Source organism: Paenibacillus sp. 1182, assembly GCF_017833915.1.
Classification (GTDB): domain Bacteria; phylum Bacillota; class Bacilli; order Paenibacillales; family Paenibacillaceae; genus Paenibacillus; species Paenibacillus polymyxa_D.
This window is the reverse complement of record NZ_JAFICR010000004.1, coordinates 386,584-411,865: the sequence shown is the minus strand read 5'-3', so window position 1 is coordinate 411,865 and position 25,282 is coordinate 386,584. Positions and strand designations below refer to the sequence as shown.

General features: G+C 36.6%; 32 protein-coding genes. 25 read left to right on the top strand and 7 right to left on the bottom strand.

Features of this window, described 5'->3' with window-relative positions; genetic code table 11:
- The first annotated feature begins 3 nt into the window (after positions 1-3).
- The 7 genes from JOD82_RS10910 to JOD82_RS10880 all read left to right on the top strand — a co-directional run bounded on the left by JOD82_RS10910 (position 4) and on the right by JOD82_RS10880 (position 3,476).
- Positions 4-405 carry a hypothetical protein gene (locus tag JOD82_RS10910; protein ID WP_209948921.1) on the top strand — a complete coding sequence of 134 codons (402 nt, stop codon included), beginning with the start codon at positions 4-6 and terminating at the stop codon, positions 403-405.
- A gap of 87 nt (positions 406-492) precedes the next feature.
- A complete protein-coding gene (locus JOD82_RS10905) occupies positions 493-906 on the top strand; it encodes a YopX family protein (protein WP_209948919.1) in 414 nt (137 codons plus the stop codon).
- 27 nt (positions 907-933) lie between these two features.
- Positions 934-1,512: a hypothetical protein gene (locus tag JOD82_RS10900; protein ID WP_209948917.1), complete on the top strand. Its 579-nt coding sequence runs from the start codon at positions 934-936 to the stop codon at positions 1,510-1,512.
- Positions 1,513-1,658: 146 nt separating this feature from the next.
- Positions 1,659-2,078: a hypothetical protein gene (locus JOD82_RS10895; RefSeq protein WP_209948915.1), complete on the top strand. Its 420-nt coding sequence runs from the start codon at positions 1,659-1,661 to the stop codon at positions 2,076-2,078.
- A gap of 57 nt (positions 2,079-2,135) precedes the next feature.
- The gene (locus JOD82_RS10890) at positions 2,136-2,330 is read left to right on the top strand and encodes a hypothetical protein (RefSeq protein WP_209948913.1); all 195 of its coding nucleotides are present in this window, start codon (positions 2,136-2,138) and stop codon (positions 2,328-2,330) included.
- Between the two features lie 148 nt (positions 2,331-2,478).
- Complete coding sequence (locus JOD82_RS10885) at positions 2,479-3,069, top strand: hypothetical protein (RefSeq protein WP_209948911.1); 591 nt, start codon at positions 2,479-2,481, stop codon at positions 3,067-3,069.
- A gap of 155 nt (positions 3,070-3,224) precedes the next feature.
- Complete coding sequence (locus JOD82_RS10880) at positions 3,225-3,476, top strand: helix-turn-helix domain-containing protein (protein ID WP_209948909.1); 252 nt, start codon at positions 3,225-3,227, stop codon at positions 3,474-3,476.
- A gap of 79 nt (positions 3,477-3,555) precedes the next feature.
- Here the strand turns inward: JOD82_RS10880 and JOD82_RS10875 are convergent, their stop codons facing one another.
- The 6 genes from JOD82_RS10875 to JOD82_RS10850 all read right to left on the bottom strand — a co-directional run bounded on the left by JOD82_RS10875 (position 3,556) and on the right by JOD82_RS10850 (position 7,548).
- Positions 3,556-3,855: a hypothetical protein gene (locus JOD82_RS10875; protein WP_209948907.1), complete on the bottom strand. Its 300-nt coding sequence runs from the start codon at positions 3,853-3,855 to the stop codon at positions 3,556-3,558.
- A gap of 205 nt (positions 3,856-4,060) precedes the next feature.
- The gene (locus tag JOD82_RS10870; RefSeq protein WP_209948905.1) at positions 4,061-4,216 is read right to left on the bottom strand and encodes a hypothetical protein; all 156 of its coding nucleotides are present in this window, start codon (positions 4,214-4,216) and stop codon (positions 4,061-4,063) included.
- Positions 4,209-5,531, bottom strand: coding sequence for a hypothetical protein (locus tag JOD82_RS10865; protein ID WP_209948903.1), 1,323 nt, complete (start codon positions 5,529-5,531; stop codon positions 4,209-4,211). The genes JOD82_RS10870 and JOD82_RS10865 overlap by 8 nt, the downstream gene beginning before the upstream one ends.
- A gap of 585 nt (positions 5,532-6,116) precedes the next feature.
- Positions 6,117-6,734, bottom strand: a complete 618-nt coding sequence (locus JOD82_RS10860) for a hypothetical protein (protein ID WP_245248984.1) — start codon at positions 6,732-6,734, stop codon at positions 6,117-6,119.
- Positions 6,735-6,793: 59 nt separating this feature from the next.
- Positions 6,794-7,219 (bottom strand): hypothetical protein, encoded by a 426-nt coding sequence (locus JOD82_RS10855; protein ID WP_209948901.1) that lies wholly within the window; start codon positions 7,217-7,219, stop codon positions 6,794-6,796.
- Positions 7,220-7,236: 17 nt separating this feature from the next.
- Complete coding sequence (locus JOD82_RS10850) at positions 7,237-7,548, bottom strand: hypothetical protein (protein ID WP_209948899.1); 312 nt, start codon at positions 7,546-7,548, stop codon at positions 7,237-7,239.
- A 155-nt stretch (positions 7,549-7,703) separates the two neighbouring features.
- Here JOD82_RS10850 and JOD82_RS10845 point away from each other — a divergent pair, with 155 nt between their 5' ends.
- The 12 genes from JOD82_RS10845 to JOD82_RS10790 all read left to right on the top strand — a co-directional run bounded on the left by JOD82_RS10845 (position 7,704) and on the right by JOD82_RS10790 (position 16,199).
- Positions 7,704-8,225 (top strand): nucleoside 2-deoxyribosyltransferase domain-containing protein, encoded by a 522-nt coding sequence (locus tag JOD82_RS10845; protein WP_245248983.1) that lies wholly within the window; start codon positions 7,704-7,706, stop codon positions 8,223-8,225.
- A 117-nt stretch (positions 8,226-8,342) separates the two neighbouring features.
- Positions 8,343-9,764: an RtcB family protein gene (locus tag JOD82_RS10840; RefSeq protein WP_209948898.1), complete on the top strand. Its 1,422-nt coding sequence runs from the start codon at positions 8,343-8,345 to the stop codon at positions 9,762-9,764.
- A 240-nt stretch (positions 9,765-10,004) separates the two neighbouring features.
- Positions 10,005-10,277: a helix-turn-helix domain-containing protein gene (locus JOD82_RS10835; RefSeq protein WP_209948896.1), complete on the top strand. Its 273-nt coding sequence runs from the start codon at positions 10,005-10,007 to the stop codon at positions 10,275-10,277.
- A 128-nt stretch (positions 10,278-10,405) separates the two neighbouring features.
- Positions 10,406-10,822, top strand: a complete 417-nt coding sequence (locus tag JOD82_RS10830; protein ID WP_209948894.1) for a hypothetical protein — start codon at positions 10,406-10,408, stop codon at positions 10,820-10,822.
- A 166-nt stretch (positions 10,823-10,988) separates the two neighbouring features.
- Entirely contained in the window at positions 10,989-11,483 is a 495-nt protein-coding gene (locus JOD82_RS10825) for a hypothetical protein (protein WP_209948892.1), read from the top strand.
- A gap of 16 nt (positions 11,484-11,499) precedes the next feature.
- Positions 11,500-11,970, top strand: coding sequence for a hypothetical protein (locus JOD82_RS10820; protein WP_209948890.1), 471 nt, complete (start codon positions 11,500-11,502; stop codon positions 11,968-11,970).
- 126 nt (positions 11,971-12,096) lie between these two features.
- Entirely contained in the window at positions 12,097-12,381 is a 285-nt protein-coding gene (locus tag JOD82_RS10815; protein ID WP_209948888.1) for a hypothetical protein, read from the top strand.
- Positions 12,382-12,618: 237 nt separating this feature from the next.
- The gene (locus JOD82_RS10810) at positions 12,619-13,050 is read left to right on the top strand and encodes a hypothetical protein (protein ID WP_209948886.1); all 432 of its coding nucleotides are present in this window, start codon (positions 12,619-12,621) and stop codon (positions 13,048-13,050) included.
- A 192-nt stretch (positions 13,051-13,242) separates the two neighbouring features.
- Positions 13,243-13,698, top strand: coding sequence for a hypothetical protein (locus JOD82_RS10805; protein WP_209948884.1), 456 nt, complete (start codon positions 13,243-13,245; stop codon positions 13,696-13,698).
- A 215-nt stretch (positions 13,699-13,913) separates the two neighbouring features.
- Positions 13,914-14,471: a hypothetical protein gene (locus JOD82_RS10800; protein ID WP_209948882.1), complete on the top strand. Its 558-nt coding sequence runs from the start codon at positions 13,914-13,916 to the stop codon at positions 14,469-14,471.
- A 37-nt stretch (positions 14,472-14,508) separates the two neighbouring features.
- Complete coding sequence (locus JOD82_RS10795; protein ID WP_209948880.1) at positions 14,509-15,315, top strand: metallophosphoesterase; 807 nt, start codon at positions 14,509-14,511, stop codon at positions 15,313-15,315.
- Positions 15,316-15,332: 17 nt separating this feature from the next.
- Positions 15,333-16,199, top strand: coding sequence for a CCA tRNA nucleotidyltransferase (locus JOD82_RS10790; RefSeq protein WP_209948878.1), 867 nt, complete (start codon positions 15,333-15,335; stop codon positions 16,197-16,199).
- Between the two features lie 170 nt (positions 16,200-16,369).
- Here JOD82_RS10790 and JOD82_RS10785 read toward each other — a convergent pair whose 3' ends face one another.
- Entirely contained in the window at positions 16,370-16,786 is a 417-nt protein-coding gene (locus tag JOD82_RS10785) for a hypothetical protein (RefSeq protein ID WP_209948876.1), read from the bottom strand.
- 292 nt (positions 16,787-17,078) lie between these two features.
- Between JOD82_RS10785 and JOD82_RS10780 the strand changes: the two genes are divergently transcribed.
- The 6 genes from JOD82_RS10780 (at position 17,079) to JOD82_RS10755 (ending at position 25,260) form a co-directional block, all read left to right on the top strand.
- Positions 17,079-19,181 (top strand): AMP-binding protein, encoded by a 2,103-nt coding sequence (locus tag JOD82_RS10780; protein WP_209948874.1) that lies wholly within the window; start codon positions 17,079-17,081, stop codon positions 19,179-19,181.
- Complete coding sequence (gene lplT, locus JOD82_RS10775; RefSeq protein ID WP_209948872.1) at positions 19,178-20,329, top strand: lysophospholipid transporter LplT; 1,152 nt, start codon at positions 19,178-19,180, stop codon at positions 20,327-20,329. The genes JOD82_RS10780 and lplT overlap by 4 nt, the downstream gene beginning before the upstream one ends.
- Positions 20,330-20,476: 147 nt before the next feature.
- Complete coding sequence (locus JOD82_RS10770; RefSeq protein ID WP_209948870.1) at positions 20,477-21,331, top strand: Gabija anti-defense Gad2 family protein; 855 nt, start codon at positions 20,477-20,479, stop codon at positions 21,329-21,331.
- Between the two features lie 176 nt (positions 21,332-21,507).
- Positions 21,508-21,921: a hypothetical protein gene (locus JOD82_RS10765; RefSeq protein ID WP_245248982.1), complete on the top strand. Its 414-nt coding sequence runs from the start codon at positions 21,508-21,510 to the stop codon at positions 21,919-21,921.
- Positions 21,922-22,162: 241 nt separating this feature from the next.
- Positions 22,163-24,379 carry an ATP-dependent helicase gene (locus JOD82_RS10760; RefSeq protein ID WP_209948868.1) on the top strand — a complete coding sequence of 739 codons (2,217 nt, stop codon included), beginning with the start codon at positions 22,163-22,165 and terminating at the stop codon, positions 24,377-24,379.
- A gap of 206 nt (positions 24,380-24,585) precedes the next feature.
- Positions 24,586-25,260 (top strand): S-layer homology domain-containing protein, encoded by a 675-nt coding sequence (locus JOD82_RS10755; protein WP_209948866.1) that lies wholly within the window; start codon positions 24,586-24,588, stop codon positions 25,258-25,260.
- Positions 25,261-25,282: the final 22 nt, after the last annotated feature.

The following is a 25,282-nucleotide window of genomic DNA, read 5'->3' as shown; positions in this document are numbered from 1 at the left end:
GTTATGGTTGAATTTTTAATGCCTATTGGAGATTGGTCTGGAGAAGGTCACGGAATGTGTAAATACTATATAATCTGTTCTAATAAGCCTTTTAAAGAAGTAGAACGTGCTCATCATAAAATTAAAGACAATACAGGCATTGATCTCGAATCGATCTGTGCAGATTATCAAGAAGACGAGATTTCGTGTGAAATGAAAGATATGTTAGATGAAGCTGGCTTTAACACTGCTAATCTAAAAGTAAATCCATTTGATGAAGAAGAATATGTCATGACGGCAGATGATCTGTGCCAACTATGGATTTTTTTGTTGATGAAAGCCGATCCCGAATTACAACTAACCGTCAAGTCATTGGAAACCTTATCTGGGAATGTTGGATATGGTGTCTTTTTTGAGAATCCGTGAAGACTCTGGTGGTTCGTTGAATATTTTAATCGTTCCATGAGCTCAAAAAAAGCTTAACAAGACACACGAAGCGAGGGAGATAATCAATTGAACGAATTCAAGTTTAAAATATGGGATCAAAAAGAACATAAAATGTATGAGTGGGTCGACGGTGAGCCACAAGAAGAACTAATTGAACACTTTTTAGAAAGTGTTGAGATGCTGGGACTAACATTTTTTAAACACCCGGATCAAAAATACCTGCTATATTCAGGTCAAAAAGACAAGCACGAAAAGGAATATTGTGACGGGGATATCGTAAAGGTAAATAAATTAACTTTTGGCAGCTCCGCTCCATTGCCTGAATTTTTAATAGTCAGATATTACGGAGGCATGTTCCAATTGTTTAGAGGAAATGAGAGCTTGATGGGTTTGCATTTATTATATATTGAGGACGGAGAGATCGTAGGTAATATTTACGAAAATCCTGAAATGCTTGAACTTTTGAATAAAAACGATTAATCACAACGAAAGAGAGAGGTGAACGATATGAAAGAGTTCTATTTAAACTCACTCTACGGTAAGAAAAGAAAATACCCTGGAGTCTATAAAGATTTGCAAAAAGATTTTTTCGGAAAGACAATGCCATGGAAAATAATGCAGGAACAAGATATTGATGCGTTAAGAAAATTCATGATTTTGTTTTCTGATTTTGTATTATTGCATGAGTCCCCAATTGATGTAGATAAGCTGACCAGGGCTTTACAACATTCTCGTAGCGGAATTGGCGGGTGTGCCATGACCCCATTTAGATGTCATTTCTGCGGGGCCGAGGAAGTTTGGACAAATACAGCAGTACCTAATATTTGCAGTAGCTGTGCAAGGAAAATGGCTGAGAACATAGCGAAAAATACAATGGACATATTAAAGGATGAAGTTCAAGTGAGTGTTGATGTCGATATTACGAAACTGAAAGATGATATCGACAAACAGCTTGATGATCTCATCATAAAAGAGAGTTCACCTAATGAGCACACTGAATTTCAAGCAGGGTCAAAGTACACCCTCGAATTATTGAAGGAGCGCTTAGAAAAAGGAAAATATGATCGAATTAAAAACAAGAGGTAATTTCGAGGAGTTTGGGAGATGTTTCTGTAGCATTTTTAGAAGGGATACTCTACTATTGTTCATTAAAAACATGTACTAAATGATAATGCAGTTTTGTGAATTCATAATTGAGAACTATATAAATGGGTTGAGGGGGGAATGTAACGATGGATCAGGCTCGTCGTGAAGAACTACAGAGATTAATGGAACAAGATCGAGAAGAGATATATGAGTGGATTAAAGCACAGCCCTATGAAGAAATATCGCCACGTCAACGAGATGTCTTGATAGATCGATATGTAATGGGGAATAAGCCAAGTGTGAATATCCATACCAAACACCCAACAAGTGATCATCTACCACCTCAGTATTGCACTTGGGAAGGCATGGGAATGATTTTAATGAAACTGAAGGGGGAAACCTGGATGAAAGATAACTTCGGCTATCTCCTTCAACAATCGACTCATCCTGAATGTTTTGGGGATGATTGTGATCATCGAGCAATTGGTGAGTTGATGTTTAAGTTAACGCCAGAAGCCGTCATATATGCATCTTTAAAATCTGTTGGGATATATGTTGGGAGATAGCCTTTTTGAACGGATACAGCCTATACAACAATGACTAAAAGAAAGAGGTTGAATTGAATGGATATGATTGAATATGAAGAAGTTTTAGAAGGAGAAAATAAAGTTCTGGATGAAGTGTATTCTGAGTTTAGAAAAGTATTTAGTAGAGGTGTAAGATGGGGCATTTTCGAAGAAGATGGAGAATTCGTTTTGGGTTTGATTGATTTTGAGACAAGCCAAGTTTTGATTATTGGTAGAGAGGAAGAAAAATAACATGTTCATTGTTTATGCAGTAATCATTAGCATTTTCTACTCTAATGATTTTCATGTGGAAAATACTAACTCCCTTCTGTTAAAGTAAAAGAATAGTTCAACACGAGGGGATTATTCCTCTCTTATTTATTTGAAGGGAGGCAATATTATGTTTTCGTTTTGTGATGTTATATTGCATGATAAATCAATCATAAGAGGGGTCTTTCTACATCATAAGCCTGAAAAATCTATTTACATATTTTCAAGGAAACCTCTGATCAATGTAACGTTAAAGATGGAAGGAGCTGTAACGGAGATACCATGCAGTCAGATTCAGCACATTCGTTTCTTTTCCACGGTATATTTATTTGAAAGAATTTCAGCGATCCCCCTTCTAAATGAAGAGCAAAGGGGATATTTTGTTCAAGAGCTATATCGATTTATGAGAGAACGAGGATTGGTTGGAATTGAACACTTGTTGGAAAGAATAACGATGGAGGAGATGATGATTCTTCTAACTGAAGTGGAGCATGATAAGTATGTGGCTGTAAACGGTCAAGTCTTACGATATATCGATGATCAAAATCCTATCGACTTTGAGAATCCCGTTTGCTTATCAAAGTTAATTGCTTTCTATATGGAAGCCTGGTCAAATATTGAGCAGAAGGCTAAAAGTATTGAAGCTGACCTCCAAGAATATAGACAAGTATATTACCATATGAGTTATGAGGATATTATGAAGTTAAAATCAGATACATAACAAACTTTTGAGAATCAGGAACCTAAGTAAACCTACTAAATAGGTTTACTTTTGTAACATATACAAGTATAATAGCCATGATAAAACTTTTAGGCAAAATTGTTTTATTCATGGCTTATAGACGATATTAATTTTATTGAAAAGAAGGTGTTATTATGTCAACTGTGACAAATGATGTACACGAAATTTACAAAACAGATATGATTAAATTTGGGTATTGGGTTGAAGCCAAAAGAAAAGAACTCAAATTTTCATTGGATGACCTGGCTAATAAAACAGGTATTGATAAATCCTATCTCGCTCGGCTTGAACGTGGCGACCGAAGTAATCCAAGTTTTATCGCCGTTTATTCATTAACTAAATGTTTGGGTGGAAATTTAGATGACATTATAACACATCAAGTTTAACCTGACTTACATATGCGAATGGAATTCAATATATTTAGAACCCTCTTTTAGAGGGTTCTTTCTTTTTTTGTAGATGCAATTAAGCTACATTGGTGAATGTATTGAACCCTTCAAGAAAGAAAACAAACACTTCACCATCGTCGCCAACTTCCATAACATCGTAAGACTTAATCTTCGCATTAATATGTACGGAGAGAGGTTCAAAAATGGCTTCCATTTTCTTCGTATCGACCAACTGACCATCCTTGTATATATTTACACAATCAGTATCTAACGCTTCGGAAAAATCAATTTTACAGCGAACTGTGCTATCATTACCACTAAGCAATTTCGTTAAAATATCGTTCAATTCATAATGTTTAAAATATTCAAATATCATTGAAGGTCCTCCTTGAAAATTAGATCAGTCATTGTTTCAACCTTGTTCTTATTGGGTAATTCTTATTATAGATGACATATACATATAATAGAGTGGTCTTTTTTATTGTATGAAATATACATATTCGGACATCGTGCGACAACATTCGACATGATATTCAAAAAAAAGAAGCAGAACGAAATGTCCGCTTCTTTTTTCTTTAATCTTAACCACCTTCTCCGAAAGTAAGTGTTTTGATAGTTGCAGGTTTTTTAGCTTGAATTTTGCTGAAATCAATGCTATTTTCTTGGGCAAACGCTGAGACGCTAAAGCCCATTACAAATGTAACGATCATGATTAAACTTGCAATTTTTTTAACCATATTGTATTTCCCCCCTTTTTATAGATGCCTGAATTAAATTTAATTCGGCTTGTCTTATCATATGTATGTTCATCGAAAATAACAACATACATTTTTGAAATCTACTTAAATTTTTTGAATCAAGCGATAATTCTATCGCTTCAGCAAGATAGATGCAAGCTTCTTCTTGATTTCCCAGCTTAAAAAACAGCTCGGCAGCAGATAAAAATAGCCGAGATTTTCTACGTTGGTGCAAAAGGATGACGGAATGAAAAGGTTCGTCGAATAGATGTTTGTAGGATTGATACATGTGCAATGCATCTTTATAATTCTCATTCTTAACGAAGCACTCCAACATTATGGGTAAAAATAATTTCATTTCATCATCATTCTCAATCCATTTCAATACATCAGGAATCACGTCCTGATTTCCGTTCTCTACTTCAATTAGCCGCTGATTACCAACAGATAATCTTTCATAGGTAGAGCCGAAGATAGAGATTTTTTGATTTAATATGAGCGCTTCATTTAAATGACCTCTTTCGCGAAGCGATGATATCTTATAGATCATCGAGCTGGGATGATAGTAAGGATCACCCACAGATATTGTGCTTAATTTTGAAGCATAATAGTATACTTGTTCCCAGTCTTCTCTGGAATTAAAATACTTAACAATAAGAAAATAAGCTTGGCATTGATATTTGAGATTAACTTTGTGGTTATCATGAAAAATCAATTCACCGCACACGGGTAGATTTCCCACCATATCAATCAACTTATAGAGGTACTGACGAGTTTGTTCTACATTTTTTCGAAGTCGCACAATGGTGTACTTACGTAGTACGGCAATTGCCAATTTTTCTGATAGGGTCTCTTCACCCTGAATGATATAGTCATAATAAGGTTCCGTGACGTCTACTTTTCCAATCAGGAATAGTTGCTCAGCAATTTCCATGATGGTTTGGTTCACTTGTCTCTTGGAGGTGTCTTCCATTAAATATGCTTTCATTTCCTCCGCAAGATCCTCTTTGTTAAGCAAGTGACAGTGGACGATAAATTCACTGGCTCGACCATAGTGAACATGTCCATTGATAAAACACTCGTTAATGTAATCCTTATAAAAGTGGCATGGAGGAAAACTCAAAGCTTCAGTTATAATATCCAGCTTGTCCAGACTTAGAGCTTGTTTATCCTTAAAGATCAAACCTAATGTTCGTTCGTTAATGCCCGTGTGTCTTGAGAATCTGCTGATTGATAAATACTTTAAGCGAACTTCATTATGCAGGGTTTGTTTGAATTTCCCTCTGTTCAGACATCTCTGATATTCTTGATCCATCCTCATCCTCCTATAAACCCTATACTACCCGCCGTCTCATGGCGTGGAATTCATGAAATAAATCACTCCTTTTCATTTTTCAGGCAACGCATTTTAATTATAGAAATTCTATTCCAAAACATTCCTTATCCAGGAAATTGGTTTACTTTGGATTTAAAGTTCGGTAAAAAGTATAGACTTAAAACAGGCTAAAACGACACAAAGTTGTAGACCAATGATCATATGTTTTTTTTGTACATAACGCCATGATTTCCGTCTTAAATGTATTCCCAAGTTAAAAACCGTTAAAGGTACTAAGAATGTTATAAGTATATCAGATGAAGAAAAGATAGTGGATTTTAAATTTATTTTTGCATGAATATAATACATACGTAAAAAAGATAAAAATGATGCTGTTTAATAACCTTTAAAGTGTAGTTTAATTTATAAATTAACAACAGACAGTTAATGATGATTTATTGAGGCAAGAGAATGCCAAGGGTATGAGGAAAAACTTATCAAAATCATTTGCAGATTTAATACATAAGTATATAAGTGGATTGTTGCTGTTCAGTGAAAACGATCAAGGAGAGGGAGAAAGCCCCCTCACTTGTTCGAGAAATAATCTTTGCAAAACTCCAAATTATCTTTAAATCCCAGAATGGAACGATCCTGGATAAGGACGAAATCTGCAACAATTTTGTCGATGAGCTTTAAGGAACTTGGAATATACTCTTCGTTCGTTTCATCAGAGCTTGCAAACCAATAGGTTACATCGTTAACGACACTGCTATTTTTAAAAATAAAGTAGAGGTGTTTATCTGGGTTTAATTTCAAAATCTCAGCGGCAACCTCCTTAAACCTTCGATCGCTGACATCCTTTGCGATGATAGGATTACTTGAAATGAATCGTTGGAGTGACTCAGCAATAAAGTTTTTATCTTTAGTGAAAAAAAATTGTTGATTAGAGAACTCCCAAATGACTCGATCTTGCTGATCGTTACAATTGTTAATAATATTATTAAATCGACCGAATAGATCATGATCTAACCAACAAGCAAAATGAAACGACTTTTTCCCAAACTCACCATGAATTTCATCTGGCAAATATTTTTCATATAAAATATTCCATGCCATTGGTGACAATAGCCAGGAGTTTCTAAATTCGCTTATTTCCTCACCATCAAGGTTTGCATTCATGCCCCAAAGACTACTGAAACTCATACTTTATTCACTTCTTTCTTTGTTAGTGTATCTCGTTTGCTTCTATTTTCTGCAACCATCTATAAATGGTGAGGATAGTCAACGGTGCTGATAAAGCCTATTTGTTTTGCTTTTTCTCTAACTAACATTGTCGTCTCAAAGTCAAAACCCCAGATTTCCTTATAATCACGAAGTCGTCCTTCTTTGCCTGTCATAATAAACTGGGCGAAGCTTTGAACCAACCACCACATGTTTCCGCCATGACTAAAATAGTGATCTCGTTGATAGCGAGCAGAATCAATAGGACGTATTGGTTTTCGAGTATAACTATCGATGAAATAGAGCAGTCCATTCCCACCAAAAATAAAATATCCTTGATTAAAAGAACCCTCATCGTTTTTACTGTGTAATAAAGGTTTGTATCTGTTTTTATCTATTTCTCCAATGTATTTAATTAAATCATTGATTTTTGCTGCACGATCTAAACGTTCTTGCACGTTAATCATCCTTCCCATCGTGAATATTAATTTACATCCTTAAATCGCTGATCAAAGTAGCGATATTCTTTTTGTATTCGCATATCTTGTTGAGCTTTATCAGTAACAGGTTTAATGTCAAGACGCCAGTGTAGCATGAAGATAAAGGGGAGACTCGTAGGAAGTAATATAGCTAAACTCAACAATCCAAGATAAACGAAACTATTCTTGTTGCTTACAAATACGATCAATGCCATCAAGCTAAGTAGTCCGTATATCCAAGTGAGTTTCAACAAAAATTCCATTAAGTATTTCTTGTTGAAATAAAGAACACGTAGTTCATGAATCATCCTTTTCATACGTTTCTCCTTTATTTTATGTTGACTATATAATATGATATTATCACATTTGACTGTGTTTTCCAATGGGGATTGACCTATTGGATGATCTTGCATGAGATAAAAAAATAAAATGAACACGACAGTCCTGAGTGTTTAGATGGAGGTAAGAGGAGATGGGTAAGCTTTGTGTTGGGATTTTTGGAACCTGTGGAACGCAAATGCAGTCACCTTGGCGCGGTGAATTTAAGAAATTTTACAGAGAAAGAGGGGTTGAGTTCTTTGATCCTCAAAAAAAAGATTGGAAACCTGAAGATGCTGATATTGAAGCGGAACACTTAGCAGAAGATCAAATTATTCTTTTTCCTATTACGGCAGCTACCTATGGTCTTGGATCATTATCTGAAGTTGGATTTTCAATTTTGCAAGCTATTAAACTCGATGATCGCAGGGATTTTATCATTCTTATAGATAAAAACTTGGATGAGTCATTAAATGATGAAAAACTCGTTAAAGAATCCCTGAGAAGTAGAGCCTTAGTGCGTAAACATTTGGAGAAGCTTCGTCTTGATAATATATATGTAGTTGAAAGTCTCGATGAAATGCTGAAGATGAGTGTTGAGTTGTATGAACTTGCCAAAAGGAAAAATCAATTTGCAAAATTTAACCCTCATAAAATACATGAGAATAGATGTTAAAATGGGGAAATGAAAATAATGAACATATTTCTTATGTAAACAACGATTTTTGCGTAATATATTTTGTATTTAATAAAACAGGTGAGTATCAATTACTTTCTGAGGAGGATATTAATCATGAATAAAGAGGTAAAGAAGCATAATAATGCACACAGGGAAATTACATTACCAAATGGAAAATTACATGTTTTTGCAAATGAACGCGTATTTCATTCGTTAGAGGAAAAGGTTTATGAAATGGCGGACAACAATTTACGGATTCCAAGAAATGTCCATATGTCTTATACTCCTGATGCTCATGTAGGTGTAGGCACTTGTATTGGAACAACTGCTGTCTGGAAAATGTCAGATGGTTTTATATCACCTTCTATTGTAGGAGTAGATATTGGATGTGGGATGCGTGTTCATTTGACTTCATTGCACAAGGATCAATTAAAAGATAAAAATGTAAAACGAAGTCTGATTGAAGCAATTGAGAAATATGTACCTACAAACGAAAGAACAAATAGTCATTATGCGAGTATCGATCTTCAGGAAGTCGTAACCAATGGCTTAGAGGGGCTTCCTTCTTTATATAAGGATGCTTTTGAAGGTGCAGTGACGAAAGTTGAGAATGCTCAATTTAAGTTTGATGCACAGTATTTAAAAATACTTCCACAAAAAATTTGGAAGAATGCTCATGGTCAGTTGGGCACTTTGGGTGGAGGAAACCATTTCATCGAGCTGCAATATGTTGAAATTGACGAAGGTAATCATGAGGTTGCCGAAAAGTGGGGACTATTTGATGGTCAGGTCGTTGTCATGATTCATTCTGGTTCCAGAGCGTGGGGGGCAATGCTTGGCCGTGAATATACCAAACTATTCAAAGAAGCAATGAACATGTGGGGGATTGCAAATCCTGATCCTGCCCTCATGTATGCACCAATTAATAGTTCAGAAGGGCAGACTTACTTAAACCTCATGTACTCTGCACTGAATTTTGCTGTAAGTAATCGCCACATGATTGCTTATGGTGTTCAGCAAGGTTTCCGTGAGATATTTGGTTCCGAATTTCAAATGCCAGTTTTGTACGATCTCATGCACAACTACGGGCTGAAAGAATTTCATCGAAATCAACCGATGTTTGTTCATCGCAAAGGTGCAACGAGAGCTTTGCCGAAAGGTCATTTTCTAAATGTACCTGCGTATAAAGCAACAGGTCATCCTGCTTTAATTCCAGGCAGTATGGCAACAGCATCTTATATTATGCTTGGACAAGACGCTGGACAAAAAAACTTCTATTCCATTTGTCATGGAGCTGGACGGGTTCGAAGTCGTAGAGCTACGAAAGAATTGATTACGATCGACCAAGTGGCTCAATCGATGCGTGTGGGAGAGGATGATGAAATCCTTGTTAACCATCGGACATTGGAAGGATTGGTTGATGAATCGAAATACGCTTACAAAGACGTGGATCAGATTATAGATTCCATTGTCGAGTCAGGTCTTGCTAACGTCGTTGCCAAGTGTAATCCATTAGCGGTAATCAAAGGTATGTAAAAGAGTATATCCAAAGAGAGATCTAATCTATAGATCTCTCTTTTTTTTTATAAAATATTATTTTATTTATGGATTGACGTAATATATAGAGCCTATGTAGAAAAAACGGAAATACTATGTATTATTTTTGGAGTAAAAACGTGATAATGAACAAAAATGTAAATTATTATTTACGTATATTATGACATGTTGTATGATAAACCTAATAATAGGAAATTGAAAGGAAAGAGGTTGGTCCTTATGCGATTCGATCATATACAAACAAACAAGAATGAGATGAAGGATATCCATGAGTTTTTCAAAGGAGAAATGATTGCTTTTGGAAAATGGGTTTCAGAAAAAAGAAAGAATGAAGGCAAGACTCTTGATGAATTGGCAAAAATCACGGGGATTGATAAAAGCTATATTCATCGTTTGGAAAAAGGAGAACGAACGAACCCAAGCTTCATCACTGTTTACTCATTGGCTACAGCCTTGGGCAAAGATATACGTGAAATTATCAAGTTAGCCTGAAAAGGAGATAGAATGATAACATGAGTGCCTTCCTTCACTGGGAGGCGCTTTTTTGATGTAGATAAATTGACTATAGACAACAAAACTGATAAAATCGACTAAAATAAAAGAGGTTTAAGGAGAAACTTATGGAGGAACATGTGGATTCAAACATGGGAATGGAGCTCAAAATACAATTAAAAAAAGAAGTCCGAAAAATTCTTAATAGAAAAAGAAAACTCTACTCCTTTTTGAAAGATAAATATAAGGAGATTGGCATATTACCCTCTGTGTTGTTAACATTCGATGTTCTTCATAAGTTATGGCTACAAGAAAGTATACCGGATGCACTTATTGGTGAATTATTTGGAAAGTCTAAAAAGCAAATATCCAGGCTGCGTTCCAAATACGATATCACTATTAAAAGTAAATCATATTATCTTTTTATGCATGATGAAGTGTTAAACGATCCAAGGGGAATTGCAAAGCTTACAGGTAAAACACAACATTTAACGAGGAGAGAAAAACGAAAGCTCAAAAAGGAATTGTTAAAATGCTTAGGTTAGAATAGATGCAATTTACAGGTTGCTTTAATTGCGCTGAAAGATCAAATGAGAGCAAAACTAATCAAAACAGACGATTAGTTTTTTTATTTTGTCCTCCTTTCGCATAAGATGAACGGTTAAGTATAAAACAGGTTTGTCCAATCATTTGTTTGCGAGGGGAAATACAATGAAAAAGATTATTTATAATTATATTTCACGAGTTGAATTAGCGAATAAGGAATTAAACTTTATTGATTGTAGTATTGAAAAGAAACGAGATAAGATCAGTAAATTACAAGAAGGTATCAATAAACTTCAGAAGAGGAGGCAGAAAATTAAACATCCAAGCTGGGTCTCTGATATCATTGAAGTGCTTGCTCAACAATTAGCAACTAAAATGGATAAGCATTTCAAGCTCTTTGGTCCTTTTGGGTTACGAGCAGAAACAACGATATATTTGTTTGATGATGAAAGTAAATCGATTACCGAACAATCGACATGGAGCATTCGGATTACGCCAGGTGATTTAGATAAGGGTGAATTGTTCTATGATACAGATGAATTAACACAGGAAACCAAACCCAATTCATCTGGTCTTCTGAACGGAATGAAGATTGTCATTAAGCCACTTCCTGAAACGATTGACGAGATCATAGAACGTCTAATGTACCGTAAAAAATAAAAGGTGGGATTTGAATATGGATTTTGGGACATTGGTCTTGTCAGAGAAGGCGAGTCTTTTAGAAGAAAAAGTTAAGATCGAAGGAGTCTATCATGATGTAACGTTAATTCGGCTTGCGAAATTTATTTATCAACGACCTGACACAAGCAAGATGATATTAGAAATTGAAGGATTATTGTTTCAGGAAGACCCAGCAAATGTATATCTCTGCACTCCAGAAAATCTGTCACATTTCAAGGACAAGATTCGAGAGAGATATTCTAAAATAATACGGAATCACGAACAAAACATCCAAGACTTTATGAATAACCTAAGACAAGCACAGTTAAAAATTGATGCGCATCAATTAACGATTGTTATATTAAATGAAAGGTTGAAGGTTGAATTTACTGAAGGAAGAGCGAAGCAGATAGTGAGTCTATCCAAGAATCTTAGAAAAAAGCAAAGGATTGCATCAGCAATCCCCAGATGCAAAACTTCCGAGTAAGGATATATAAAGATTGCTCAGAAATCGATGGAGTTGTCGCTTAGTATAATCGAAAGTCACATTACTATGCCGACGTGATAGATCAATGAATATGCTTTGATGGCATAAAAGAAAAGGATGATAAAAATGGATCACGTAAAACAATTTGTTGCTAACAATACGCACCAATTAGGTTACATTATGCAAATCGCGAGTGACCAGTGGAAAGAAATTGATCCAATCGGTGCTTTAACCGTTGGAACGACCGCTTATTTTGAAGATAAACATGGCAACTATCATAAGATACTTGATGAACTTGAACTAAGAAAAAAATATGAAAGTTATTTGAAAAACATTATTCGGAGTGGTGAACCATTAAACGAGGAACAAACATTTGCATGGTTCTGTAAAGAGTGGAGTATTGAAAAGTAGCAAGTAAAGCACCATTTGATTCCAATAGATTTTAAATGGAAAGCCTCCTATTATAGGGGGTTTTTTTATTGTATTGACTATGGGCAATATAATAGTATAATTGACTGATGTATTTATATGGATTAAAGCTTTTATTAACTAATCATTACGTTTATAAGTTGCCACTAAATACATAGAATAATTCATATGTATATAAAACAGGGTTGGACTATCAAATTTCACAACGGGGTGTAATGAATGAGAAAAATCAAAGTAACAGAGAAAAACATTCGTTCGATTGCGGCACAATTGAAAAGATTCTTCAATAATTCAAATTATGGTTATCGTTACTTTCATAATTATGATTGCGGTTTTAAAAATATCAAACCTTATTCGGACGTGGGAATTGAATCGAGTGTCGATGGGATTAGGGTTTCAACTTTAATGAATGGAGAATCATACATTGAAGTTAACTATCAAACAGATGTAAGTAGAGAAGTAATACGTTTAGGTTCAATGATTGTTTTTAAAGGTGGCAATGAAATTATCCTTCAACAAAAATGGGTTTGTCCTGATCATTTTCAGTATTCGTATATTGTATTTAGATTACAAAAGTTGACTGATCAAGAATATGAAGAAATCGCCCGTGAAAGAGACTTCGAAAAAAGTATGAATGATTTATTTTTATGAGGATTGGAATATTAGGTTTTCTGCTCACTGAACATACAACCGGAAGTTGCTGTTTAATGTAAATCAGTATGAAAACATTCAATAGGAGAACAAATTACAGGATTCGATTTCAAAAAATATGAAGATAGTTTTGGAAATATAATTCAAGAATTTGAAGTTATTGAGTATGACAAAAGGTCTAATGGAGAATGGGTGGAAGAAAAGAGACATAGAAGCGGTCGACAATATTATGATGTCAATGGCCAACTATATTTAAAATTAAATAACAGTGGCATTAAATTAAACATGAATTTTAATAGTGAGACATGTGGAAGATGTTTTAAGGTTGGATCACTAATTGAAAACACCAGAAAAATTATTGGTAATTCTGAGCTTTTCAGAATTCATTCAAGTATTTTAGGTACAAAAAAACTTATGAGACAAATTTATGCTGACGGCACCACTTTCTATTCTCTTCAAGACGAAAGAGGAAACTGGAAAGTTGGATATGGAAACAGAAATTTGATAGAAGTTATTGGACAAATAAAAAGAGAGATTGAAACTTATTCAACATCAAAAGAAGAATTGAGAAGCGGCATTTATGAGAAAGTAATCAAAGAGAAAAAGGAATTGCTAATAAAGTTAATGGGTCATAGTCAGGGTTATTGAATCTTTATTTATCAGTATTCAATGAATAAACATCCATTTCCATAAGTATAAAGTCCAAATATCTCGATAATTTAATACAGAAATGTGAGTAAATATTATTTCGGTAGTAAATGAAGTTATAGGGGAATGTATTCATAAAGAGAAGGAGCGAGTTTCTTAGCTCCTTTTTATGACGAAGTATGAAAACTAAATTCGCAACAAGGAAGGGAAATATTATGGATAAAGAAATAGGTAGCATACTTCAGGCATTATCAAGTGCTTTCGTTGATGAATCCGATTCGAAACATGCAGATTGGATTCGTAGAGTTAAGGCGGATTATAGCCACTTGGATCTGAAAAAACCAGAAACCTTCTCGCTCTTGATTTCTATGACCGTTAAGGATCAAGCTCGCGCATTGATGCGCCATGTGCTTCCTACACTCGCGCCCAGTGACATGGAGTCAAAACTTAAACACAATATTGAATTTGCTTTTCTTCAATATGAGTTTATTACCCGTCATCTAAAGAGCGTAATATTGAAAGTAGAGGGATACGGCTGCTCCACGGATAAGACCCGTTGGCTGATTGACAGCTACGTAAAACATCTCCTCACCGGAGAGTTACCTTTAATGGAAGAAAGGGAGTATTGGCACCCAGCATGCGGCGAGATCAACGACTGGCTGGAGTGGATAGATTCAATGAATGATCTATATTTTGGAGACTTTGAGAGATATGCACTCGCCAAAACCAAAATCATCAGCAGTTATATAAAGGCGGCAAGCGAAAAAGAATAAAGCAAAGACTTTTTTTTGCTTTGCGGGAGGTGTACTCATGGATCAATTATTTGTTGTCGGCGATATCCACGGTGAATTAGAACGACTTCAAGTGTTACTGAGAAAATGGAATTCAGATTGTCAGCAGTTGATCTTCTTAGGAGATTACGTTGATCGTGGTAAGAATTCATGTGGCGTTATACAGTTGGTTCATCGGCTCCATAAGAAATATGGAGCAGTTGCTATAGGTGGTAATCATGAAAGTCGTTTTCTACAATGGTTAGATGAACCTGAAGACATAAATTTTTTAAAATGGGTTGAAGATGAATCGGTTCTGAATGATGAAGATGAAGTTGGGATGAGTGAGAGTGTTGCATATTATTCAAATGGAGGAAACAAAACCATTGATTCCTTTTATGAATATCCATGTGCGTATCGCTATTTGCCCAGTTTTCACGCTAACCACATTAAAGAACATTTTGCAGAAGAAATATCCTTTTTAAGGACTCTTCCAGATTATTATGAATGGAATGACTATGTCTGTGTTCATGCTGGAGTCAATCTCGCTCATTCAGATTGGAGAAAAACAACCGATGGCGAATTTCGTTGGATACGGAAGCCTTTTCATTATATGTCTAACGATACAAATAAAAAGTTCATTTTTGGTCATGAGCCGACGAAATATTTAAACAAAGACAAGTCCAATAAAGTATGGGTGTCTCCTTGTAAAACCAAGATCGGGATTGATGGTAGTGCTGTATTTGGAGGGCTTTTACATGGACTAATTGTGGGTGGAGAGCAATTGCTCGTTCATTCCGTAGATGCGTTTGGGTTATCTTCTGAGCAAAACATAACATTGATCTGAAAAAGGGGAATATTAGGATGTCTACACATCATGCTCTTATTATTGAAAAACTTATGGAAAAAGGGTTTGAAGCTGTTTATGTAGGGGGCTGCGTTAGGGATAAACTACGAGGCGCAACTCCTGATGATTATGATATCGCAACCAATGCTACACCCAAACAAATCGGCGAAATTTTCGATCCTTCATTGATTGATGAAGTGGGGAAAAATTTTGGCGTCATGCTTGTAGATGGGATTGAAGTTGCGACTTACCGTTCGGATACGTACCATAAATCTGGAAAACCGGAAGTGACTTTGGTGGGAACATTTTTTCAAGATTCTACCCGCCGAGATTTCACAATCAATGCGATGGCTGAAAAGATAGATGGGACAATCATTGACCATCACAAAGGACAGCAAGACCTCAATAAGAAGTTGATTCGGGCGGTATGGAACCCCCTTCACCGCTTCATTGAAGATCCAAGCCGAATTTTACGAGGAATGTATTTGGCAGCAAAATTGTCCTTTACGATTGAAAAAAGAACACTTCAAGCCATGAAAGACAGTGTGCGCTTGCTGGAGACCATACCAAATGAACGGATCGCTAAGATTCTGAGGAAAGTCATGAAAAATAACTGTTTACACCGTTTTATGGAGTTGCTTATGGATACAGGGGCTCTACAATATGTATTTCCTGAGTTAATACATACGGTGGGCATGTCCCAATGTACAAAATACATCTCCAAAGGTTATGACCATATCCTACGGAGGGTTAAAGCGGTAGAGGATCAGTATTCTGGTGACATATTGGAGTTGTTAGTAACTGGAAATATTCAAGACATCGATATGGTCATGAAGCGTCTTATCACAAGACAGGATTTATGTGTTAAATTTCAAACTGCTTGAAGCAAGTCACTTGTTGTAAAAGAACTTTATGAAAAAAGGGAATGGATCGCAATGACCCATTCTCTTTTTTGTTTAGATTGCACTTGGTCTTTGCATCGTTTCCTATATTTAAAGGTTCGTAGAAAAGAGACTTCTACTGTGTATGTTCATCTGATTACTTCAACAAAGAGTTATACATATGAAGTGAATTGAATGAGTTCCCATAAGTATTGGACGCTATCATGCTCTTGAATGACTGAACACAAAGCAGACTTTATAAACTGTTGAAAAATCAATTCTTGTTCTTCGTCACTTACAGATGGAAACAACTCAGGAATCACCAGACGAGCAAACTGAGCTGCCTCAATGAGTTGAAGTCTTCCAGGCATGTATAACCCCCTGCACTGTTCATCTTGATTAGAAAGAAGATAACCAAAACCGCTTTGGTTTCGTGAAGATGCATAAGTGATGATGCGGTATGCTGCCTTTGTCGAATTTTCAAATAGTGAATGGGTTTCAATTTCATGAACAAAAATGTCGTTCGTGCTAATGTACATATGCTTCAAAAGTTGATCCTGAACTTCTTTTTCAGAGCCTGAAAATCTCATTATAATCTCCCCATTTCAGAACAAAAAAGCACCTCAAATACAGCGTAATCGCCATATTCAAGGTGCTTCCTTGTTCCGTTCGTATGTAGTATATGCAATTCATCATATATCAAAAATGATTGTTTGTAAACCTGTTCTCATACCTTGTTTCTTGCGCGAGAAATTTGTCTTTAGATTTTTTTTATATTCATATTGTTTATAGTCAATAAAATGTGATAAAGTCTTATTACCAGATACCAAAATGTATATAAGACTGAAAATAAATAAATAAAGTCCATCGAGGAGGGATAGAGTGATTCCAATTGCACTATTAAAAACGTTTATTAAGTGTGACGTTTTCCACAAAGAAAGGCTGCTTCAAAACAATAAACCTTGCATTTATATGCCGAATCATACGAGCCTACTGGACGCTGTTCTACTCTCCATGCATTTGCCAAAAGATGTGGTTTTTGTAGCCAACACTATGATTGCAAGTAAATATAGTTGGGCTCTACAAGGAAGAGAAACGATTTCAGTGGATCCAATGAATCCATACTCAATCCGCTCTATGATAAAAGTATTGAGATCTGGCAAATCCTTAGTAATCTTTCCTGAAGGTCGCATCACGATCACCAATAGTCTAATGAAGGTGTATCCGGGTGTGGGATACATCTCCATCAAAACGGGTGCAGCCCTGGTTCCAATCGCGATTGATGGTGGAGAGAAAACGAAAAAGTTGACTTATTTGGAAGGGAAGATTCCAACGCAATGGTTTCCTCGAACTACTTTATATATTGGAAAACCGTTTCATCTACCTGAAATGAAAGGGCTGTTGATGCGAGAGAAAAAAGAATGGGGTAGCCATCTTATTTACAGAAAGCTGCAAGAAACTTTATTGAAATGTCGTATGCTCAAATCTGAACATTTGGCTGAAGTATTGCGTAAACGAGTACAAGAAGCGCCCGACATGGTCATAGCAGAAGATCCTACAGGGAAAATGACGATGAAGAAATTGTGGCAGAGTACCATTGGAATATCTCACCTGTTAGATCGCCGGCTTCGGGATGAAGAACGATTAGGTTTGCTATTGCCAACAAGCATCGCTGGCATGGTGGGGTTATTTGCGGCCATCTACAGCGGTCGAACGCCTGCTATGCTGAATGCATCTATGGATACAGACACCTTTTGTACGTGCTTGAGAATAGGAGAAATCAAAACCATCTTGACTTCGCGAACATTTATCGAGAAGGGAAGACTGGAATACCTAATTGAAGCGGTCTCAAAAGAAGTTCAAATAATGTACTTTGAAGATTTGAAAGTTGAAATAAATGGATTACTAAAATTAAAAGTGCTATTCAAAGAGAGACATCGAATAACATCACCTACTCATGATATTTTGTTATTTACATCCGGGTCAGAGGGAACACCAAAAGGCGTATTACTTACGCATCGCAACATCTATGCTAATATCCAACAATCCCGTCTGATGGTTGATTTGACAAGTGAAGACCGAATTATGAATGCATTACCGATGTTTCACTCCTTTGGACTTATCCTAACGTTCTTGTCGCCACTTTGCCATGTACCTATTTATATGATTCCATCTCCATTGATGTACAAAGCCATTCCTGAATGGACGTATGATCGAAAAGGTACCATTCTTTTCGGGACTTCCACCTTTTTAGCCGCTTATGGACGGTACGCTCATCCCTATGATTTCCACCGCCTGCGCTATGTGTATGCAGGAGCCGAAAAGCTTCAGGAGAGCGTGAAGTCGCTTTGGTTTGAGAAGTTCGGCATTCGTGTGTTGGAGGGTTATGGCTTAACAGAAACCGCACCCATCCTTGCTTTACAAACGCCAATGCTCTACAAAAGTGGTTCCGTTGGATGCCTCGTTCCAGGTGTTAAGCATCGTATAGAGCCTGTAGAAGGTATTTCTGAAGGGGGGAGACTGCAAATCCAGGCACCAAACCTAATGAGAGGCTACTTAATGGCTGAGGAGGGATTTGTACCTGCGCCAGAATGGTTTGATACAGGAGATATTGTAAAGCTTGATGGTAAAGGTTTTGTGGAGATATTGGGACGTGCAAAACGATTTGTGAAAATAGGTGGAGAGATGGTAAGTCTTGCAGTCGTTGAGCATCACGCAAAACAGGCTATCGGTGAAGGGACTGTGGTTGCTGTCTCCCTAAAGGATGAGAGAAAAGGAGAGCGAATTGAACTGGTTGCCACTTCAGAACATGCAACGAAAGAAAAGATTCGTTTGTACTGGAGAGCGCACAATGTTTCACCTCTGGCTTTACCTACAACCGTTCATGTGATCAAAGAAATTCCGATGCTGGGAAGTGGGAAAGCAGATATAGCCAAGGTGAATGAGTATATTCAAAGTTTGTATGCAAAGGGGGGAGCCATTTGAAGGTCAGTTCGATTCACAGACTATTAATGACTCAATTCCTTTCAGCATTAGCGGATAATATGATTTTAATGGCAACGATCTTTGTGATAACCGAACGAGCCTTGGGAAACGTTTATGTTGGGATCGTCCAAGCTTCTTTCTTTGTCGCTTATATCTTGCTGGCTCCATATGCAGGGGTGCTTTCAGAGAGAATCCCGAAAGCCAATATCCTGTGGCTTGGAAACATGATAAAACTCGTTGGAGCTGTCCTTTTACTCTGTGGACTTAATCCTGCGTTGTCATATGCGATGATCGGTGTAGGGGCATGCATCTACGGTCCGGGTAAATATGCAATTTTACGTGAACTAACAGACAATCCGCAATCACTCTATAAAGCAAATGGTTTAGTCGAAGGAAGCACCATCGTTTCTATCCTTTTAGGCACGGTACTTGGAGGATTTCTAACCACGGTTTCTTTTCATTTATCTGTGGCAGTTATTATCGGGTGTTACCTGTTGTCGTTCTTCTTTGCCTGGATATTACCAAGAGGAGGAACTACAAACGTTTCTTACGATCGTGCATGGAGAGATTTTGGTATAGATATCAATGTGCTCATTCGTAATCCCCAAGCGAAGTCATCACTTATGGGATCCAGTTCATTTTGGATGATGTCTTCGGTTTTGCGCTTAGCAATGTTAGCTTGGATACCCATTGCATTGAATCTTCAAGGCACAGATAAAGCCTCCATATTTATGGGCATTTCTGCTATAGGAATTATGTTTGGAGCCATTTTATCTCCCAAAGTTATTCCCTTGGCAAAATTAAGCCGTCTAACTTACGTAGGAGCTGGAATGGCAGTAGCCGTCTGTGGTGTATGTTTCGTCCCGAATATGTACGTGACAGCAATCATTTTATTTTTGGCTGGATTTTTAGGAGGATCTTATGTTATCCCGCTAAATACAATCTTGCAAAATGAAGGAGATTCTGTGGGATCAGGGAAAGTGATTGCGATTCAAAACTTTTGTGAGAATGTATTTATGCTAACCGGAACGCTGCTCTACACAGGTGCATTAAAGATCGGAATGGGTATTCCATTTATTCTTGTTTTCTTTTCAATGGTCTTCCTCTTGGTGGCTTTATATGTACGGAGATCGTTCGTTAAATCGTGAAAACATACAACAACGAAAAGAAGCTGACTTCACCAAGTCAGCCTTTTTTTGATCATTCTTTCTTATGAGAATATGGGTCTAAAACTATAATAAAAAGATTTCAACAACATGATAGAGTCAATCTAACTTTGAGAGGGGAAATACAATATGGAACCAGAAATGATCAGCGCGATTAAAGCAGATTTAAGAAAATCAGCAGAGGATTTTTTCAATTCCATTATAGATGAAGAAATACGAAAACTGTTTAAAGAGCATGCTTTTATTGCTGGTGGTGCCATAGCGTCATTAATCTTAGGGGAAACACCAAATGATTTCGACTTTTATATCGATGATTCAACCGCCTGCTTTAAGATCGTCCAATATGTTTTAAGGAACATGAATTCCGATATTATTATTGATGAGGTAGAACAAACGGATACAGGAATATCGGTATATGTACCCCATGGAATTTGTAAGGTGGAAGCGACGGATGAGAAATATCAACCATTAGTTGTAACCGCTAATGCGATCTCATTTTCAGATGGTGTCCAGGTTATTATCCGTTACACAGGGAGTCCAAATGAAATGGCAACAAATTTTGATTTCCTGCACAGCAAAGGGATCTATATGTACAAAAGAGATGAGCTCATTCTATCTCCTGAAAGCCAAGAGGCTATTCAAAATAAAAGATTAATCTATACAGGTTCGGATTACCCGCTTGCATCTCTTATTCGAACTCGTAAGTTTGTGAGTCGTGGATGGAAGATTAATGCTGGACAATATTTAAAAATTGCTTTAGATCTGAACAAGTTAGAACTTTCTGATCCGCAAGTGTTGCGTGAGCAGCTTGTAGGTGTTGATCTTCTTCATTTTGCAAACTTTTTGGAAAAACTTGCATCGGTTGGTATCGATAATATTGATTTTGATCGTCAAACAGAAGATCTGTTTAACCTGATTGATGATGCTTTTGATATACAACAAGCCTCTAATGTACAAGAAACAGATTTAGACACACCTTTTTGAAGATGATAAAAAGTGAACCTTCGTTGAGGTTCATTTTTTTTTACTAATGAAAACGAGAAGCGTATTGTTGGGGGAACATACCCGCTACTATTGGAAAAAGTTGACGTTTTAATGCTTCGCTGATATAATAGTCAAAGTTGGTCAAAGTCAAAATAAATACTGGGGGTTAAGATGAAATGGATAGAGAAATGAAGTTTGCATGGGGAAGACTCTTAGGTGAAACACTTCGTGTGCAGAAGCGTGTAGACCCATCCATGGTTCAGGCGTCGGATGCAACGATTTACGGGTTGTTGAATGGCTTTGAGACGGTTGTAGATGCACAGTTGAGTGTAAATGAGCCCATTACAGAAGATGATTTAAATAACATGGCAAGGATCTTGGAGCCATATCACCAAAACCCTGATACGTTGCGCGGCTACTATACGATTGAATCTGAAGTTGATGCGGCGAATATCTCGCGTTTAAAGGCTATGATGATTTTGACGTATTTCAAATCAGAGGGGCGTTTCGAAGAAGTGATTCGGCGCATGAACACTGAACATTCTCCTGGGGAATGTCGTGAGTTTGAAATTCGTCAGGAAGAAGTATAAGCATATTTATGAAAGAGACGTACTGTGCAGTAAGTACGTCTCTTTTTCAATCTTACATAAGATTAGATCAACGTCTTTAAGAAGCATCAAGGATTCCAATCAATACTGAAGTTAACAAAATTACTTACTTTATAGCTTAAGAGTCTTTCGCATATAACATAGAAGCGATCCATAGATAAGGGTAATTTTTTTGTTTACTTGTAAAGCGTTTATATATGCTCAGGGAAGAGAGGAATTTATTATGGAAGTTGATTTTTTTGAACAGAAAAAGCAAGAAACAGGGGTTAATCTTAGTGCTGTTCAACGGGAGGCTGTTGAACATACTGAAGGAGCTTTGCTTGTCCTTGCTTCACCAGGTTCAGGAAAGACAACAATGATGATCATGAAGATTGGCTACCTGATTGATGAAAAAGACGTAGACCCGTCTCGAATTCGTGCTGTAACATTCAGTAATGCTTCTGCAACGGATATGGACAACCGTTTCGACAAGCTCTTTCCTCATCTAAAAGATAACAAGGTGAAATTTTCGACGATCCATAGCTTCGCGTTTGAAGTGGTGAGGGCGTATTTCAAAAAAAACCATATTCGTTATCAATTGATTGAAGGGAATATGGACAACAAGCTAAACTCGGAGCCTTGTAGCGTAGTAAATAAGCTCAACAAAAGACTTATTTTGCGCAGAATCTTTCGTGAAGTAACACATGAAAACGTGACGGAAGAACAAATGGAAGAGTTACTTTCCTACATTAGTTATATAAAAAACAAGCTTATCCCTTTTGACCAATTAGAAGAAATTGAAACAAGCATTCCTTCAGCCTCAGAGATATTTTTAGCCTATGAAGAGTTTAAGTGTGCGGATTTTACAAATCGGTTGGTTGATTTTGACGACATGCTTGTCATAGCTAATGATGCCTTGGAAAAAGATGCTGGCATGTTGGCTGAATATCAAAGCATGTTTGATTATTTTTTAACCGATGAAAGTCAAGATAACTCGTTGGTTCAAAATCTTATTATTGAGAAGCTGGTCCGTTTAAAAGGAAATATTTGTGTTGTTGCAGATGATGACCAGTCGATCTATGGCTGGAGAGGGGCAGCTCCTGAATATCTTCTTAATTTCAAAGAAGTGTACCCAAATGCAAAAATACTTTATATGGTTCAAAATTATCGTTCCACAAAAGATATTGTCGAGGTTGCAAATCAATTTATTAAGCGAAACAAAAATCGATATGACAAAGAGATGTTCACAGAGAAGGAATCCTTTAAACCGATCCAACTATCACATTTGGATACGTATGAAGCACAAATCCGTCATATTGTAGAAAAGGTGAAGAACGCACCTGAAAAAAAGGAAGTTGCGATTCTATATCGAAACAACTCATCTTCAATTGCTCTCATTGATGAATTAGAACATCAAGGGATTCCTTTTTATATCAAGGATTCAGATAATAAGTTCTTTAGTCATTGGATCATTGAAGACATACTGAATTTCATGCGAATGTCTTATAGCGACAAATATCCAAGCTTGTTAGAAAAAATTCACACCAAGTTTAATGGATACATTAATAAGTCACAAATTGAATATCTAAAAGAGATTAACAATAAAGCATCTGTATTTGATAATCTTTTAAAGTTGAATGTTCCAGTATATCAACGTAAAAATTTAGGAAAATGTAAAGAGATGTTTGAGCGAATAAACCAGTTGCGTCCTGACCAAGCCATCCGCGTCATTCGCGATGAGCTTGGCTATGAAAAAAAACTCGTTAAAATGTGTGAAAGTCTCGGATTTAAAAAAGAATATTTGCTAAGTATTTTGAACACTTTGCAAGGGATTGGGTCAAAACTTGAGACTTTGAAAGAATTTGCAGAACGGCTTAACTATTTGAGAGAAGTCCTTAGTCAATCGAAGTTTAATGAAGGAAAAGATGTTGTGACCCTATCAACATTCCATAGCTCAAAAGGCTTAGAATTTAACCAGGTGATCATGATTGACCTTATTGAAGGCGTCATTCCGTCGAAGGAAGTCATCAAAGATTTTAAAAGTGGAAAAATCGACGAAATGGAAGAAGCTGTCCGCTTGTTTTATGTAGGAATGACCAGAGCAAGAACTGATCTTGAACTCATCAGTTACAAGCGAAAAGATGGCGAGTCAGTGCAAGAATCCTCGTTTGTAAAAGATGTAAAACAAATTATGTTCCCAGATAAAGGTAGCAAAAAGAAGAATGTGAATCAAGCGAAAAAAATAGCTTCCTCTGATCTACCTAATGCATTTAAAAATATCGAAGACGTGATCATTGGGAGCAAAGTTAAACATGCAACTTTTGGACTGGGGAGTATTGTAAATGTAGACCATCAGATTATCAGTATTCGATTTGAAAGAATAGGAATGAAGAACTTGTCTGCAAAATTATGTATTGAGAAAGGTTTATTAGAAGCAGATACCATTGCAGAGGTTGGCTAAAAGAGAGAGTAGGGAAACCTGCTCTTTTTTTATTTGACGAACTCCCTAAAAGGGTGAAGAAATCAGGCTACAGTATCCACTTATCCTTTAAATTAACGGAAACATTTGACAAAAAGTAAAGTTGATTGTACGCTCTAACTTGAATATCTACTTTATATTTTTCGTATCATTTATAGACTGTATTTAATGAAAAAGGAGATTATATCATGAGAATCACAAAGAAAAAGGGTATGCTTTTATTTACCATTGCATTTTCGTGCGCAGTTATGTTTGGAGCAACCGTTCCTCCATCTACTATTCACGCAGAATCGAGTTCAGCTTTTAAGGATGTTAGCAGCAAACACTGGGCTAAATCGGCAATTGATTGGGCTATTAATAAAAATATGGTCAACGGTTATCCCAATGGTACCTTTAAACCTGAAAATAAGGTGACTGAAGCAGAGTTCTTAACCATGTTGCTTCGCTTGTACGATTCAAAGATTGAAGGCACAACAAAAACACATTGGGCAGATGCGTATTATGATTATGCAAGCAAATATAAATATACGTTGCCAGGTCATAGTAATGTAAAACTACGTGAGAACATCATCAATCGGACTCAGGTCGCGGAATTGGTTTCTTCCACTGAAGGTGTCAATCTCAAAGGAGATGATGCGATTAAATATCTGCTCGTCTTTCATCTCGCCAAAGGAAAAGACAGAGATGTTTCAATCGCCAGTTATCGGGGGGCAGACAGTTTGACTCGCGCCGAAGCTGTTCAATTTGTAAGAAATATCTCGGAGTTTGGGCTGGGAACTCTTGTTGAAAAACAAGCAGAACCCACAAGTCCAAGTGAAATCCCTGAAATTAATTACGAATTGACGAAGGGATCGGAAGATTGAAGAGAATATAAAATTTACGTAG